14 protein-coding genes and 1 other annotated feature are annotated in these 15,524 nt (G+C 29.9%); of the genes, 9 read left to right on the forward strand and 5 right to left on the reverse strand.

Translation table 11 applies throughout. The features are described from left to right. The first annotated feature begins 6 nt into the window (after positions 1-6). From DR024_RS01015 to DR024_RS01025, 3 genes are read left to right on the forward strand one after another with little or no spacing between them, the layout of a single operon-like run. Complete coding sequence (locus tag DR024_RS01015) at positions 7-1,791, forward strand: sensor histidine kinase (RefSeq protein ID WP_111918038.1); 1,785 nt, start codon at positions 7-9, stop codon at positions 1,789-1,791. Continuing rightward, on the forward strand, positions 1,784-2,743 hold the full coding sequence (locus tag DR024_RS01020; RefSeq protein ID WP_055184086.1) for a substrate-binding domain-containing protein: 960 nt from the start codon (positions 1,784-1,786) through the stop codon (positions 2,741-2,743). The genes DR024_RS01015 and DR024_RS01020 overlap by 8 nt, the downstream gene beginning before the upstream one ends. A gap of 27 nt (positions 2,744-2,770) precedes the next feature. Continuing rightward, the gene (locus DR024_RS01025; RefSeq protein WP_081663516.1) at positions 2,771-3,814 is read left to right on the forward strand and encodes a galactose ABC transporter substrate-binding protein; all 1,044 of its coding nucleotides are present in this window, start codon (positions 2,771-2,773) and stop codon (positions 3,812-3,814) included. 45 nt (positions 3,815-3,859) lie between these two features. Here DR024_RS01025 and DR024_RS01030 read toward each other — a convergent pair whose 3' ends face one another. Beyond that, on the reverse strand, positions 3,860-4,192 hold the full coding sequence (locus tag DR024_RS01030) for a HesB-like protein (protein WP_111918040.1): 333 nt from the start codon (positions 4,190-4,192) through the stop codon (positions 3,860-3,862). A 208-nt stretch (positions 4,193-4,400) separates the two neighbouring features. On the opposite strand from DR024_RS01030, the gene DR024_RS01035 reads away from it, so the two are divergent. Continuing rightward, positions 4,401-5,156: a methyltransferase gene (locus tag DR024_RS01035; RefSeq protein ID WP_111918042.1), complete on the forward strand. Its 756-nt coding sequence runs from the start codon at positions 4,401-4,403 to the stop codon at positions 5,154-5,156. 97 nt (positions 5,157-5,253) lie between these two features. Here the strand turns inward: DR024_RS01035 and leuS are convergent, their stop codons facing one another. Both leuS and DR024_RS01045 read right to left on the reverse strand, forming a co-directional pair. After that, positions 5,254-7,701: a leucine--tRNA ligase gene (leuS, locus tag DR024_RS01040; protein ID WP_111918044.1), complete on the reverse strand. Its 2,448-nt coding sequence runs from the start codon at positions 7,699-7,701 to the stop codon at positions 5,254-5,256. A 53-nt stretch (positions 7,702-7,754) separates the two neighbouring features. Further along, positions 7,755-7,961: a binding site (T-box leader), on the reverse strand. A 48-nt stretch (positions 7,962-8,009) separates the two neighbouring features. Beyond that, positions 8,010-8,906, reverse strand: a complete 897-nt coding sequence (locus DR024_RS01045) for a TraB/GumN family protein (RefSeq protein WP_111918046.1) — start codon at positions 8,904-8,906, stop codon at positions 8,010-8,012. Positions 8,907-9,325: 419 nt separating this feature from the next. Here DR024_RS01045 and DR024_RS01050 point away from each other — a divergent pair, with 419 nt between their 5' ends. Next, positions 9,326-9,688: a YccF domain-containing protein gene (locus tag DR024_RS01050; RefSeq protein WP_111918048.1), complete on the forward strand. Its 363-nt coding sequence runs from the start codon at positions 9,326-9,328 to the stop codon at positions 9,686-9,688. Between the two features lie 46 nt (positions 9,689-9,734). Here the strand turns inward: DR024_RS01050 and DR024_RS01055 are convergent, their stop codons facing one another. Beyond that, positions 9,735-11,063 carry an amino acid permease gene (locus tag DR024_RS01055; RefSeq protein ID WP_111918050.1) on the reverse strand — a complete coding sequence of 443 codons (1,329 nt, stop codon included), beginning with the start codon at positions 11,061-11,063 and terminating at the stop codon, positions 9,735-9,737. Positions 11,064-11,334: 271 nt separating this feature from the next. On the opposite strand from DR024_RS01055, the gene DR024_RS01060 reads away from it, so the two are divergent. Then, complete coding sequence (locus DR024_RS01060; RefSeq protein ID WP_111918052.1) at positions 11,335-11,877, forward strand: NADH peroxidase; 543 nt, start codon at positions 11,335-11,337, stop codon at positions 11,875-11,877. A 270-nt stretch (positions 11,878-12,147) separates the two neighbouring features. Continuing rightward, complete coding sequence (locus DR024_RS01065) at positions 12,148-12,690, forward strand: NADH peroxidase (protein WP_027097123.1); 543 nt, start codon at positions 12,148-12,150, stop codon at positions 12,688-12,690. A gap of 24 nt (positions 12,691-12,714) precedes the next feature. On the opposite strand, the gene DR024_RS01070 is transcribed toward DR024_RS01065, so the two are convergent. Further along, a complete protein-coding gene (locus tag DR024_RS01070) occupies positions 12,715-13,662 on the reverse strand; it encodes an alpha/beta hydrolase (RefSeq protein WP_111918054.1) in 948 nt (315 codons plus the stop codon). A 162-nt stretch (positions 13,663-13,824) separates the two neighbouring features. Here DR024_RS01070 and cls point away from each other — a divergent pair, with 162 nt between their 5' ends. Together cls and DR024_RS18130 are read left to right on the forward strand one after the other, a co-directional pair. Then, the gene (cls, locus tag DR024_RS01075; RefSeq protein ID WP_111918056.1) at positions 13,825-15,258 is read left to right on the forward strand and encodes a cardiolipin synthase; all 1,434 of its coding nucleotides are present in this window, start codon (positions 13,825-13,827) and stop codon (positions 15,256-15,258) included. 90 nt (positions 15,259-15,348) lie between these two features. Further along, positions 15,349-15,480: a hypothetical protein gene (locus DR024_RS18130; protein ID WP_271804954.1), complete on the forward strand. Its 132-nt coding sequence runs from the start codon at positions 15,349-15,351 to the stop codon at positions 15,478-15,480. Positions 15,481-15,524 lie beyond the last annotated feature (44 nt).

Raw genomic sequence — 15,524 nt, forward strand, 5'->3', positions numbered from 1 at the left:
ATAACTATGAAGAAGATAAATTTATATAAAAACAAAAGTATACAATACATAATTTCCATATCATTCACAATAATTGCTGTAATAGGAATGATTACATTAGGTGAAATTTTATATATTAGATTTGTTAGATTAAATGAAGAAATAATATCTAAGAATAATAAAGCTATAGTTAATCAGGTAAATTTAAATTTAGATAGCTACCTAAGAAATATAATGAAAATATCTGATGGAATGTACTATAACGTAATTAAAAAAGTAGATTTTTCTAAAGATAGTATAGATAATGAATTGAATTTATTATATGAAACTAATAAAGATTTTCTTGTAAGCATAACGTTATTTTCAAAGTATGGAGAAATAGTAGCAGGATATCCTTTTAAGGAATTAAAAGAATCCATAGAGCCTAGAGATAACGCTTGGTTTATTAATGCTGTAAATAAAAAAGAAAATCTACATTTTTCTACGCCACATGTACAGAATCTTTTTGTAGATCCATCATATAGATATCGGTGGGTTGTTTCATTAAGTAGGGCTGTAGAGTTAACCTATAATGGTGAGACAAGCCAAGGTATATTATTAGTAGATATGAATTTTAGTGGGATAGAGCAAATATTTAAAAATATAGATATAAGTAAATCAGGATATGTTTATTTAGTAGATAGTAAGGGGGAGATAATTTATCATCCAAGGCAACAGCTTATCTATTCCAATTTGATGAATGAAAATAATGAGGAAGCTGTAAATTATGAAGATGGAACTATAGTAGAAAGTTTTAATGATGAAGAAAGAGTAGTTACAACAAAAACTGTTGGGTATACTGGGTGGAAGATAGTAGCAGTAACCCCTATGAAGGATATTACAGAAAATTATAGCCATATGAGAATATTTTTAGTTCTAATTATATTCTTTGGTGTATTAATATTAACAATAATAAATATAGTAGTATCATCTAGAATAGCAACTCCTATAAAAAGTTTAGAAAATAAAGTTAGAAAATTTGAAGAGGGTGTAAGAGATATTGATTTTTCTACATCAGGTTCATATGAAGTAAAACACCTAGGTAAAGCTATAAACTCAATGGTGGCTCAGATGAATTTACTCATGGATAATATAGTTAGAGAGCAAGAGTTAAAGAGAAAGACTGAACTAGATGCTCTTCAAGCGCAAATAAATCCTCATTTCCTTTATAACACATTAGATTCCATAGTGTGGATGGTAGAAGGGGAAAGGTATGAAGGAGCAGTAACTATGGTTACAGCATTAGCAAGATTTTTTAGAATAAGCTTAAGTAAAGGAAAGAATGTAATAAAGCTAAAGGATGAATTAGAGCATGTAAGCAATTATTTAACAATACAAAATATACGTTATAAGAATAAGTTTTCATATAAAATACAAGCTGAAGATGATGTTTTAGATTTAGCATGTATCAAATTGGTAGTACAACCGTTAGTAGAAAATGCTATATATCATGGTATGGAGTATATGGATGGGGATGGAGAGATAGATATTAAGGCTTATAGTGAAAATAATGAGGCTATTATTGAGGTGAGGGATAATGGACCTGGAATGACAGAAGATATTGTAGAATCATTGCTTAAAAAGGTACATGCTAGCAAAAAAGGCTCTGGTGTTGGAATAAGAAATGTTAATGAAAGAATAAAATTATATTTTGGATCTATATATGGACTAGAGATTAATAGTGAGCCAGATGAGGGAACCTCTATAAAAATACACATACCTATAATAAAGTATGATGACTATGAAAAGGGGGGAAACAAGAAAAATGAGTAAACAAAAGAAGAAGATATTTGTAATTTTTATAGGAATAGCAATAATACTATTTTTGTTTATTCTAGACTTTTTATTAAGACGTGATAATAGAGAAGTAATATATAATATTGCTTATATATCGGATACAAGCAAGAGTGAAGATATAAAAGTAATAGCAGAAGGCATAAATCAAGCTGCCAAAGACATGAGAGTAGAAGTTAAAAGTTATATTTTAGCTAATGATAATGAAGTAGAAGCTCAAATAGATTTAATAAAAAAAGAAGTTAGAAGTAAGGTGGATGCAATATTATTGGATCCATCAGATAGTAATAAGTTAACTGAGACGATTAAAGAAGTATATAAAGATGTTCCTATTGTCTTAATAAATTCTGAGATTACTGATTTTGAGAGTATGCCTATAATATCCTGTGATAATGAAGAAGTTGGTAAAGAGATTGCAGATGAAATTATTAGAAACGGAAATACAAGAAATAACATAGGAATAATAGTAACTAATAAAAATAAAAGTAATTTGCAGGATATGTACAGAGGATTTTTATCGGAAATGAACTATAGTAAAAATAATTGTAAAGAGTTAAATGTAGAGAGAAATATTGGTACTTTTGGTCAACAGATAAATAGTTTTATAAAGTCAGAAGATATAGATGTTTTAGTTACATTTGAAAGAGATATATTAGAAGAATTAGCTCAGATTAAAAAGGGAAATAAATTAGAGTTAGAGTTGTATGGAATGGGGAGAACAAACAAAATATTATCTTATTTAGAAGAAGATATCATTAATTCAGTTGCGGTACAAAATGAATTTAATTTAGGCTATTTGGGGGTAAAGATAGCTGTAGATAAACTAAATAATAAAGATACTAGTGGCAAAACAATAGACTTTTCTATTATTAATAAAAGTAATATGTATTGGAATGATAATCAAAAAATACTATTTCCTTTTATAAAATAGAAATAATATGGTTAGGATGGTATAAAGATGAGAAAGAGTATGAGAAGATTTATATTAGTATTATCAACTATTTATATGTATAGTTCATTAATTTCATGTAATAGCCGTAATAATGAAGAGGAAGATTTAAATGATATAAAAATAGGAATAAGCGTATATGAGCAAGATGACATTTTTATTTCTAGCATTATATCTAATATAGAAAATATAACAAAAGAAAAAAGAAGTGAGGGGAGTTATAGTATAACTTTAAATGTAGAGGATGCAAAGTCTAACCAATATAATCAAAATGAGCAAGTCGATATGTTTATTGATCAAGGATATGATGTAATGTGCATAAATCTTGTTGATAGAAGATCTGCGGCAACAATAATTAATAAAGCAAAAAATGCTAATATACCAGTTATCTTTTTTAACAGAGAGCCAGTAGAAGAAGATATGAATATGTGGAATAAAGTATATTATGTTGGTGCGCAAGCAGAACAATCAGGGATGATGCAGGGAGATATAGTAATAGAAAAATATAAAAATAATCCAAGTGATGTTGATAAGAATGGTGATGGAAAAATACAGTATGTTATGTTAGAGGGAGAGCAAGGACATCAAGATGCTTCAATAAGAACTGAATATAGCATAAAAAGATTAGTAGACAATGGAATTAAAGTAGAAAAGTTAGGTAGTGAGGTTGCTAATTGGTCAAGAACTGAAGCGTCAGAAAAAGTGGCCAGATGGATTGAAAAATATAACGATAAAGTAGAACTTATTATTAGTAATAATGATGATATGGCTTTAGGAGCAATAGATGTATTAAATAAGTCTAAAATTAAAAATAATATGCCTTTAATTGTAGGAGTAGATGGAATTAAGGATGCTCTTAAAGCAATAGATAATGGAGAAATGACAGGGACAGTAATTAGTGATGCCTATAAACAAGGTAAAGCTATATTTGATACTGCTTTGAGAGTGTCATCAGAAAGTATATTAGATAAGGATAACGGTATAGATGCAAGATATATAAGAATTCCACATGTAATTGTTACAAAAGAAAATGTAGGGGAATATATTAGATAGAGTAAAGGATGTTGCTAAAATTGCAACATCCTTTTTATGCTTAAATTAGTGACAACCGCCACCGCAGCTTCCACATCCGCTACCTTCTGGAGCGATTACTGGTTTTAATGAAAGTCCTCTACCTTGATTTTCTTCGCTTGAAACGATAATGAATCCACCGAATTCATCAACTAAGCTCTTTTCCATAATAAAAGTAATGTCGTTAACAACTTCTGTTACATCTGCATCTGTTGCTTCACTTACAGAAATATTAAAAACAGGACCGCTACATGCATATCCTCCTAAGTTGATTCTAATATTATAAGATTCAACTTTATTTTCGTCTAAGAATTCTTTAAATTCTTTATATGCTTCTTCGTTTATAGTTAGATTTTTCATTAACTTCACCTACTTATAATTTCTATTAATTGATAATATATATCACTACAACTAGTATAACATAACTTCAAATTTTTTCAAGAAGTTTTTATATTAATACTATTCATAGTTATTAGTTATGGTTATAATATTATCATGTATAGTTTAACTAATATGTAAAGTTATTATACTTGAAATACAAATAACTACAGCAAGGGGAATTGATTTAATGTTACCGTATAATAAAGAATTTATAATAGATAAAATAAAAGAGTATGAAGATAAAATAGATAGTGGAGCAATAGGGGGATTTGAAATTTTAAAAAGAGATTCTTTAAATGGTAAAGTTGAAGGATACTTATATACGAAAAATGATAATGTTATTGGACCAATACCAGAGTTAATAGGAGAAAATAAAAGAGTTTGGATGAGATTAAGTCCTAAAGAAATAGAAGGATCATATGAATTTATAAAGTTTGCAACTGGCAAAGTTGGTGTTGTAGGTTTAGGATTAGGATATGTAGCTCAGGAGTTAGCTAAAAAGCAAGATGTTGAAAAAGTAGTTGTGTATGAAATTAGTAAGGATGTAGTTGAGCTTTATAAAAGAAATTTTGGAGAAAATGAAAAGATAGAAATTATAGTAGGCGATGCATTCAATGCCTCAAAAGATAGTTTTGATTTCTTTTATACAGATATATATGAATATAAACTATCTATGCAGGTAGTAGAAGATTACATTAAGCTTAATAAATTACATGATATTAAAGAATATTCCTTCTTTGGGATGGAACACTTTTTATTGAGTTGTAAATATGATGAAATAGTTTGGGTATATGTACCAGAGACATGGATGGCTATGTGTAAGGATTTATCAGAAGCATTAGATCAATCAGGATATATTAAGTTCTATGAGCAGTTAGATGAAGAACTAGTAAGTAAGGTTTTAGCTGGATTTAAAGAAGTACTTAACCAAGGGATGGAATAGTTAATAGTAGAACAACCATTAGTTACGGCTATAATTAATGGTTGTTAGTACACAAAGATAAAAGAGTGTATCTAAATTTTTAGATACACTCTTTCAATTATTTAACAACTATATTAACTAATCTACCTTTTATAACAATTACCTTAACAACTGTTTTTCCTTCAGTATTTTGTTTAATAACGTCATCGTTTAAAGCAGCTGCTTTAATTCCTTCTTCATCAAGGTCAGAAGCAACATTTATTCTATTTTTTATCTTACCATTAATTTGTATAGCTATTTCTACTTCATCCTTAACTAAAGCCTTAGGATCAAAAGTCGGCCAAGCTTCATTAAATACTGATGTAGCGTTGCCAGCTAAGTTCCATTGTTCTTCAGAGAAGTGAGGAGCAAATGGTGCAAGTAATCTGATGAAGTCTAAGATAACTTCCTTTAAGAAATCAAGATTCTTAGTTTCTTCTTGCATGTATTTTGATAATGCATTTACGAATTCCATCATTCTTGCTATAGCTGTGTTAAATTGCATCTTATCTCCATCTTCAGAAACACCCTTTATTGCAGTATGTCTCCAGAAGTTTAGTTCTTTTTCAGCCTTATCTATAGAAGACTTACCATTTCCAGCTTTAATAGCTTCATTAGCAGAATCAAGAGTTCTTTCAATTCTATCTACGAATCTAGCAACAGACTTAATTCCGTCATCACTCCAAGCTCCGCCTTCTGTGTAAGCAAAACCAAACATTAGGTACATTCTAAATACATCAGAACCATGTTGCTTGATGTAATCATCAGGAGAAATTGTGTTTCCCTTAGATTTACTCATCTTTAGACCATCAGGTCCTAGGATTAATCCTTGGTGAGTAAGAGATGTAAATGGTTCATCAAATGTTAAATATCCCATATCTCTTAATGCCTTAGTTATGAATCTAGCATAAAGAAGGTGCATACAAGCATGTTCAGGACCACCAACATATTTATCAACTGGTAGCATTTTATTAATTATTTCGGGATCAAATGCTTTTTCTGAATTTTTGCTATCAGGATATCTTAAGTAGTACCAAGATGAACATACGAAAGTATCTAAAGTGTCACATTCTCTTGTAGCTTCTCCACCACATTGTGGACAAGTACACTTCTTAAATTCTTCACTCTTAGCAAGTGGTGATTTTCCATCTGGAGCAAATTCAACATCATAAGGTAACTTAACTGGAAGTTGATCTTCTGGGACTGGAACAGTTCCACATTTATCACAGTAGATCATAGGAATTGGAGCTCCCCAGTATCTTTGTCTTGAAACTAACCAATCTCTTAATCTAAAGTTAACCTTCATTGAACCTAAGTTTTGAGAAGCTAGTTTTTCAACTATCTTTTCCTTAGCTTCAGCTGTTTCTAATCCATCAAATTCACCTGAGTTAACTAAAACACCATGTTCGCAGTATGGAAGTTCAGTTTCTTCACCATTTTTAGCTGCAATAACTCTTTCAATTGGTAGATTAAACTTTGTAGCAAAAGCAAAGTCTCTTTCATCATGAGCTGGAACAGCCATAACTGCACCTGTACCATAAGTTGCAAGTACATAGTCAGAAATCCATATTGGAACTTCTCTACCATTGATTGGGTTAATAGCGTAAGAACCAGTGAATACCCCAGTTTTTTCTTTAGTGATTGATTGTCTTTCAATTTCACTTTGCTTAGCAGCAAGTTCTTTATATTCTTCAACAGCAGCCTTATTCTCATCAGCAGTAAGTTTATCTACTAGCTTATTTTCTGGAGCTAAAACAACATAAGTTACACCATTTAACGTATCAACTCTTGTAGTAAATACATCAAAGCTTAAATCAGAGTTTTTAACTTTGAAAGTAACTTCTGCACCAGTAGATCTACCAATCCAGTGCTTTTGCATAGCTACAGTTTTTTCAGGCCAATCTAAATCATCTAATTTATCTAATAATTCATCAGCATAATCAGTTATTTTTAAGAACCATTGAGTAAGTTCTTTCTTAGTAACTTCAGTATTACATCTTTCACAAGCACCATCAACAACTTGTTCGTTAGCTAAAACTGTATTACAAGATGGGCACCAGTTAACAGGTGCATTCTTTCTGTAAGCTAATCCTTTCTTATAAAGTTGAAGGAATAACCATTGAGTCCACTTATAATATTCTGGATCACAAGTCACTACTTCGCTTTCCCAGTTAAACATAGCTCCCATAGCCTTCAATTGTTCTTCCATAGTTTTTATATTCTTATAAGTTGAATCTTGAGGGTGAATACCGGTCTTTATTGCAAAGTTTTCAGCTGGTAAACCAAAGGCATCAAATCCCATTGGTTGGAATACATTATAACCTTGCATTCTCTTAAGTCTAGCCCAAGTATCAACTGGTCCATAGTTAAACCAGTGACCAGCATGTAACTGGCTACCTGAAGGATAAGAGAACATTTCTAAAGTATAAAGTTTCTTATCTAAATTTTCAGGATTAAACTTATATAATTCTTCTTTTTCCCATTTTTCTTGCCATTTTTTATCAACAGCAGTTCCGTAGTTTCCCATTAAAAAATCCTCCTTAAAATCTGTAATAAAAATAAAAACCCTTCATCTCTATATTAAGAGACGAAAGGTAAAATTTCCGTGGTACCACTCTTATTAGGATAAAAAAATATCCTCACTCAATAACTATATCGGGCTTACCCGTACTTGTTTTTACAAGTATGCTCATAGACAAGTTCCCAAGTTTACAACACTATTTTCCACCAACCAATAGCTCTCTAAAGTTATAATTAAATGGTACTACTTCTAATCAACGCACTAAAATATTCAATAGTATAAATAATTATATATTTTATATGAGTTAAAGTCAACTATAGTCTATTTATAGTGTAGCCTCTCTTTTCTAATTCTTTTAAAACGCTATCTTCACCAATAAAGTGCTTGCATCCAACAGCTATAGTATGATTTTTTCCATCTTCCACTAGCTTATCAATATTTTCTGCCATTTTTATATTTCTTTGAGTAACTAACGCATCATAGAATTCAGGAACTTCCTTCTTCATATTTGCAACATCTTCTTCTAGAAATTCTATATTCCCATCAACATATGCGTTAAAAGTATCTTTTAGATATTTAGTAGTTTCTTCTTTTTTTGTAGAATCAGCAACTGTTGATATAGTGGCTTTTACATCATCCCAAGTATATAAGTTATTCAATAAATCAAGTTGGAAGTCAACACTTTCAAGTTCATGAAGTTCAATACCTTTTTCTTGAGATTTTTTTATTAGTAGTTCATCAAAAGAAGTAGTATAATTTTCTCCTTGATACATAGTGCTTTCAAGTATAGATACTATACCAGCAGGAGTTAATACAGATAAAGCACTAATGTTCATATTAGATGGTGCCAATATTTCATTAACTTTTTTTATTTCATCCTCAGTCAATTGATTTTTAGCTGTTTTATCAGAAGTGTTTAGCAATTTATCTTGAGAAGCATTAACTTTAGCCATATCAGTAATATCAGCTTCTACAGATAGAACATCTGTATTTTTTAGTATTTTAGTTACCTTTTTATTAAAGAAGTTATGAGTACTAGGAGCAGGATGCATAGTACCAATTAAATTAATTGTTATATCCCCTTTAGTAGCAGTCCATAAATATCCTTCAGCTACAGGTGTTTTATCTCCACATCCAATTAAACCGACAAGTGTAAAAACACCTAGTAATAAAGTAGTAAATGGTTTTATAAGCTTTTTAGTAATCTTCATGTTATATTCCCCCTATAATCAAATCGATAAGTTTATTATACCAAATATTTACATGGGACACATGGTTTTATACATTCCCAAGTGTATTAAATAATACAAATATTACAAACAGATATTATAAAAAGTATAAGCTTAGACAAAGTTTTTCTTGGAATAGTATTTAGAACATTTAATTCTGGAGTTTTTACAAAATTTAAATCATCTATCATCTGAATTTCTTTTCCTTTATATTTATATTAAATAAAATAAACTTTTATATATGATATCCTTTAATATTTACATTGTATGAAAGTACTTTTGTATATACAGTCGTAAAAAATTAAGTGTGTTTCAAATTTTTATATTATATTAAGAAAAAGTTTATTCAAAACTTAAAAATGTAGTATATAATATATAAATAAAATCGTAGGGGGATAAAGATGAGTTGTTTAGGCAATATTATATGGATTATATTTGGAGGATTCTTTAATGCATTGGGATGGTTATTTGCAGGATTACTTTGGTGCTTAACTATAGTAGGAATACCAGTGGGATTGCAATGTTTTAAAATGGCAAGTTTACAATTTGCACCTTTTGGTAAAGAAGTAGTTACTGTAAGCGATAGTGCAGGAAATCTACTGTTGAATATATTATGGTTATTATTTGGTGGCTTAGCATTATGTATAGGTAATTTAATAAGTGCAGTTTTATTATGTGTAACTATTGTAGGAATACCATTTGCTGCACAATGTTTTAAGCTGGCAAAGTTATCATTAATGCCTTTTGGAAAAGAAATTAGATAAAATAAAAAATGGCTGTAGTACATATATTGCACTACAGCTATTTTTATTAATTATTATTATCTTGTAATTTTTTATATACGTAAAATGGTATTCCGATAAGCATTAATATAAACACCCACATTGCAGAAACAGATCCTGATCCATAGATTATATACAGTGAATATGCAAATGCTAATAAGGAAAAGAAGGCATGCTTTATAAATCTACCAAAGCTTAATCTATTTCCTGATTTATATGTAAGGATAATTTCAGCACAAGCACTTAAAGCATAGGCTGGAATAAATGATAAAGTTGCAAGATTTATCATAAAGTCGAAAGCTGAAGTTAAACTTGAAACATAATTAGCAATTAAAAGTATGTTAGTACAAAGTGAGGATATAAATAAAGCTACTACAGGAGTTTTAAACTTTGGATGTAATTTACTGAAGAATTTAGGAAATAATCCATCAGTACCGGCTGCATAAGCCATTCTTGCTGTTGTCATTATCCAACCTGAACAAGCTCCAGCGGCTGAAATGACTACTCCGATAGATATAAATGCTCCACCCCAAGTGCCTCCAGTTATATTGTTTATTATAGATGATAAAGGTGCATTAGATGAAGCAAGGTCTGCTTGGGATAATCCACCCATAGCTAAAATTGAAAGCAATAAGTACATAATAGAAGCAAAAATTGTTCCAATTACTGTACTTCTTCTAATATTAACTTCAGGATTTTTTATTTCACCACCTGAAACAACAGCACTTTCTAATCCAACAAATGACCATAAGGTAACAGCTATTGCAGGTGCAAGAGATTCTAATCCAGTAACCTCAGAAGAAGAATAAGTCTTAAGATATTCAGGGTTAAATCCAATTACAGCTATTATTAAGAATACAAGTATAACTAGTAATTTTAATGTAGTAGTAATTATTCCAATAATTCCAGCTTCTTTAACACCTTTATAATTTATATAGGTCATTATCCATAAGAATGCAGAAGAAACTAAAAAAGCAATTAATCCATTTGAAGATAGTATTGGAAAAAAAGGAGTTAAATATCTAATTATTGCTGTTATTATAGCAGCATTACCAATCCATGAACCAATCCAAAATGTCCAAGCTACTAAAAATGCAGTAAATTCCCCAAATGCTTTATGGGTATATACTATAGGACCACCTGTTGCAGGGTACTTGGTTCCTAAGTTAGCAAAAGAAAGAGCTAGCAGAACAGAACCTATTCCTGTAATTATCCAAGCAAGAATTGTTGTTGTTGGGTTTGCCACTTGAGCAAGACTTTGGGGGGAAGTAAAAATACCTGATCCCATCATATTTCCGACAACAATAGCTGTAGCTGCAGTTAGTCCAAGTTCTCTTTTTAAATTATTATCTTCCATATTTTTCTCCTTAGTTTAATATGATTAATTTATTAACAATAAAATTATATCTTCATATATAAAAGATGTCTATTAAAATAATTATTTGCAAAAAATAAGAATCCTATTATATAATAGGATAAAAATAGAAAAAAATAATGAAAAAAAGGTATTTACAAATAATAATTATTATTATATAATAACAAATGTAGAACAGAAGAGAATAAATATTAAGAAACAAAAGATGAATTTTAAAAGTTAATTAATGTTATATATATAGGAGGAGAATGATATGAAAAAATTTGTTTGTACAGTATGTGGATATGTTCATGAAGGAGAAAGCGCACCAGAAAAGTGCCCATTATGTGGAGTAGGACCAGAAAAGTTCATGGAACAATCAGAAGATATGGCATGGGCTGATGAGCACAGAATAGGAGTAGCTAAGGATATAGATCCAAGAGTTATAGAAGGATTACAAGCTAACTTTATGGGAGAATGTACAGAAGTAGGAATGTACTTAGCAATGTCAAGACAAGCTGATAGAGAAGGATTCCCAGAAGTTGCAGAAGCATATAAGAGAATAGCATTTGAAGAAGCAGAACACGCTGCAAAGTTCGCTGAATTATTAGGAGAAGTAGTAGTAGCAGATACTAAGACTAACTTACAAATGAGAGTTGATGCAGAACACGGAGCTTGCCAAGGTAAGAAAGATTTAGCTACATTAGCTAAGCAATTAAACCTAGATGCAATTCATGATACAGTACATGAAATGTGTAAAGATGAAGCTAGACATGGTCAAGCATTCAAGGGATTATTAAACAGATATTTTGGTTAATAAATAGAGAAAGATAGACGAACCAATCGTCTATCTTTTTTGATTTTAATAAGAAAATCCTTAACTTCAAATTAGAGTATTTCCTAAGAAGTTTAAAAAAGAATTTAAACCAACAATTGAAATTGAAAAAAGAAAAATAATATAAAAAATAACAAAAAACTATTTACAAGTAATAATTATTATTATATAATAAAAACTGTAGAGAATAACACAAAGATTTTATTAGATAAGATTAAAATATAAGGTTTAAAATATAGGAGGAGAAAAGATATGAAAAAATTTGTTTGTACAGTATGTGGATATGTTCATGAAGGAGAAAGCGCACCAGAAAAGTGCCCATTATGTGGAGTGGGACCAGAAAAGTTCATGGAACAATCAGAGGATATGGCATGGGCTGATGAGCACAGAGTAGGAGTAGCTAAGGATATAGATCCAAGAGTTATAGAAGGATTACAAGCTAACTTTATGGGAGAATGTACAGAAGTAGGAATGTACTTAGCAATGTCAAGACAAGCTGATAGAGAAGGATTCCCAGAAGTTGCAGAAGCATATAAGAGAATAGCATTTGAAGAAGCAGAACACGCTGCAAAGTTCGCTGAATTATTAGGAGAAGTAGTAGTAGCAGATACTAAGACTAACTTACAAATGAGAGTTGATGCAGAACACGGAGCTTGCCAAGGTAAGAAAGATTTAGCTACATTAGCTAAGCAATTAAACCTAGATGCAATTCATGATACAGTACATGAAATGTGTAAAGATGAAGCTAGACATGGTCAAGCATTCAAGGGATTATTAAACAGATATTTCGGTTAGTAAATAGAAAAATATCCTAGAAGATTAATCTTCTAGGATTTCTTTTATTGCAATTAAAACGACATCTTGATGAGTACGATGAATAAAATGATCAGATCCCTTAACAAATACCTGCTTACTCCGTGAAGACCAAGTGATCAAGTCTTTTTGGGTGTTAATCCAAGCTGCCTTTTCTTCTTTACTGAAGTTTTTTTCATTTTCTGCTGTGAGAATAATTAAAGGTATATCTCCAATAGACTGAGATTTATCTAATACTTTAGTACAATTAGAAGATAAGTTCTTAAGTTCTGTAATCATATCTTCGTTCCAAAAGTTTCTTATAAATAAAGCTTTTTTTATTCTATTTACTTCATCAGCCATATTATTAATCTGAAGCTTCTTTTTAAAATATGGAGTCAAAGTTAATAATCTTAAGATACCAGTATATTTTAAAATCTGTAAAAAGCGAATTGATACAATGCTTGTCTTTTTCTTGTGTTCTATGAACCAAGGGTTTAGCGCATCAATCATAACTATTCCTTTTACTTCATTAGGGTATAGTTGAGCAAAACGTAATGCCTCTAATCCTGCCATAGAGTGGGCAACTATTACATATGGGGGAGTATGACTTGCTGCTTTTAGAGATTGTCTTAAATTTTCAACAATGTCATCTATATTAGCATCATATTCTACATTGTCACTAAAACCATAGCCATACCGTTCAAATACTGCTGTTTTTGAGAACTTAGATACATTTTCTTGAAGTTTATAGTAATCACAATAAGGGCTGGTTACTCCAGAGCCTGATGTAAATACTACGGTATTATTTCCATTTCCTTTAGAAAATATATGAGTATTACCGGTGTTTAGCTTTATAATATCTCCAGGAGCTTTCAAATTTTTATTTTCAATAAAGGATAAGAGTTCCTCGCATATTAAACCTATAATTAATAAAATGACTAAAACTAAAAGAATGTATAATAAAATAATCATAATAAACCTCCTATATAATGTAATTTTAGTATACTTTTAATTTACAAAATATGTCAATAATATTAATGGAAAGTTTACATAAGTTATATATTTAAATTTGATTACTATATTCAAAAAAGATATAATTTTAATAATTAGTATAATTAGGAGGATAGAATTATTATGAAAATAGCAATTGCTATAGGTGTTCTTATTCTAGTGATGAATATAGTCTTTTCTTTTTCTCTTATTTTTATAGAAAGAAAAGATCCAACAACAACATGGGCATGGTTGTTAATAATGATATTACTTCCTGGAATAGGATTTATTATATATCTGCTTCTTGGTCAAAATCTTAGTAGAGAAAGATTGTTTAAAGAAAAAACAGTTCTTGATGAAAATAAAAGAAGGGAACTATCTATTCAGTTTACTGAGGCTAGTGAAGGTCATTCTGGAAACGATGAATATTTAGATTTAATGAGAATGAATTACAATCATTCAGGAGCTAAATATACTATAGGAAATGATATTGAAATATATTATGATGGAGAAGATAAATTTGCAAGATTATTAGAAGATTTAAGAGGTGCAAAGAAATACATACATATTCAATATTATATATTTAGAAAAGAAAGTATAGGCAGAGAGATAATAAAAATATTAGAGGAGAAGGCTGCTGAAGGTGTAGAAGTAAGATTTTTAGTTGATAGTATGGGCTCATATAAACTTACCAAAAGAAGTTTAAAAAAGTATATACTAAATGGAGGGAAGTTTGAAATATTCTTTCCAGGAATATTACCTCACATAAATACCCGTATTAACTATAGAAATCATAGAAAAGTTGTAGTTATTGATGGTGAATATGGTTATACTGGCGGCTTTAATGTTGGAAAAGAATATGTTAATTTAGATGAAAAAATAGGATTTTGGAGAGATACTCATGTAAGAATAAGAGGGGAAGCAGTAAATGATTTAAATGAAAGATTTCTTCTAGACTGGTGTTATGCTTCTGGAGAAAAAATAGATGATTTTACAGTATTTTATCCAAAGCATCCTTACAAAGATGGAGATAAAGGAATACAAGTAGTTACAAGTGGCCCTGACCATAAAGAAGAGTATATTAAGCATGCTTACATTAAAATGATTAATAATGCTAAAAGGAATATATATCTTCAAACTCCATATTTTGTTCCAGATGAACCTATGTTAGAAGCATTAAAGTTAGCGGCTTTATCAGGTGTAGATGTTAGAATAATAATACCAGGAAAGCCTGATCATATATTTATGAAATGGGCTGCAAGTGCGTATATAGGAGATATTATTGAAGCTGGTGGTAAGGTATATACCTATGAAAATGGATTTATACATTCTAAAACTATTGTTGTTGATGGGCAAGTAGCTAGTGTAGGAACAGCTAATATGGATATACGAAGTTTTAAGTTGAATTTTGAAGTTAATGTCTTTATATATAATGAAAATGTAGCAAGGGATATGGAAAATCAATTTTTTGTAGATATAAATGATTCAGAGCTAATTACTAAAACAGAATATAATGGAAGGAGCAACTGGCTTAAAATGAAAGAATCTATAATAAGATTACTTTCTCCAATTTTGTAAAAAAATATAAAAAAATATTGACACTGGAATTGAGTTTGATATAATTAATGAAAAAAGATACCGTGTTTTTCACATGGGATGGAGGATATTATGAAAGGAATTATAGAAGCATTAGTAGCAAAATTTTATAGCTTTATATACTTTATATTCTGGGGCTTTTACTTTAGCGCTGGCTACTTCTTCTGCAAAAAAATAAATAATTCTTTTCAAATGAGTATTTAATAATTTAAGTTAAGGTTGAATATTTTTTATATGTAATTATTAGA

The sequence above is a fragment of the Clostridium paraputrificum genome, assembly GCF_900447045.1.
Classification (GTDB): domain Bacteria; phylum Bacillota; class Clostridia; order Clostridiales; family Clostridiaceae; genus Clostridium; species Clostridium paraputrificum.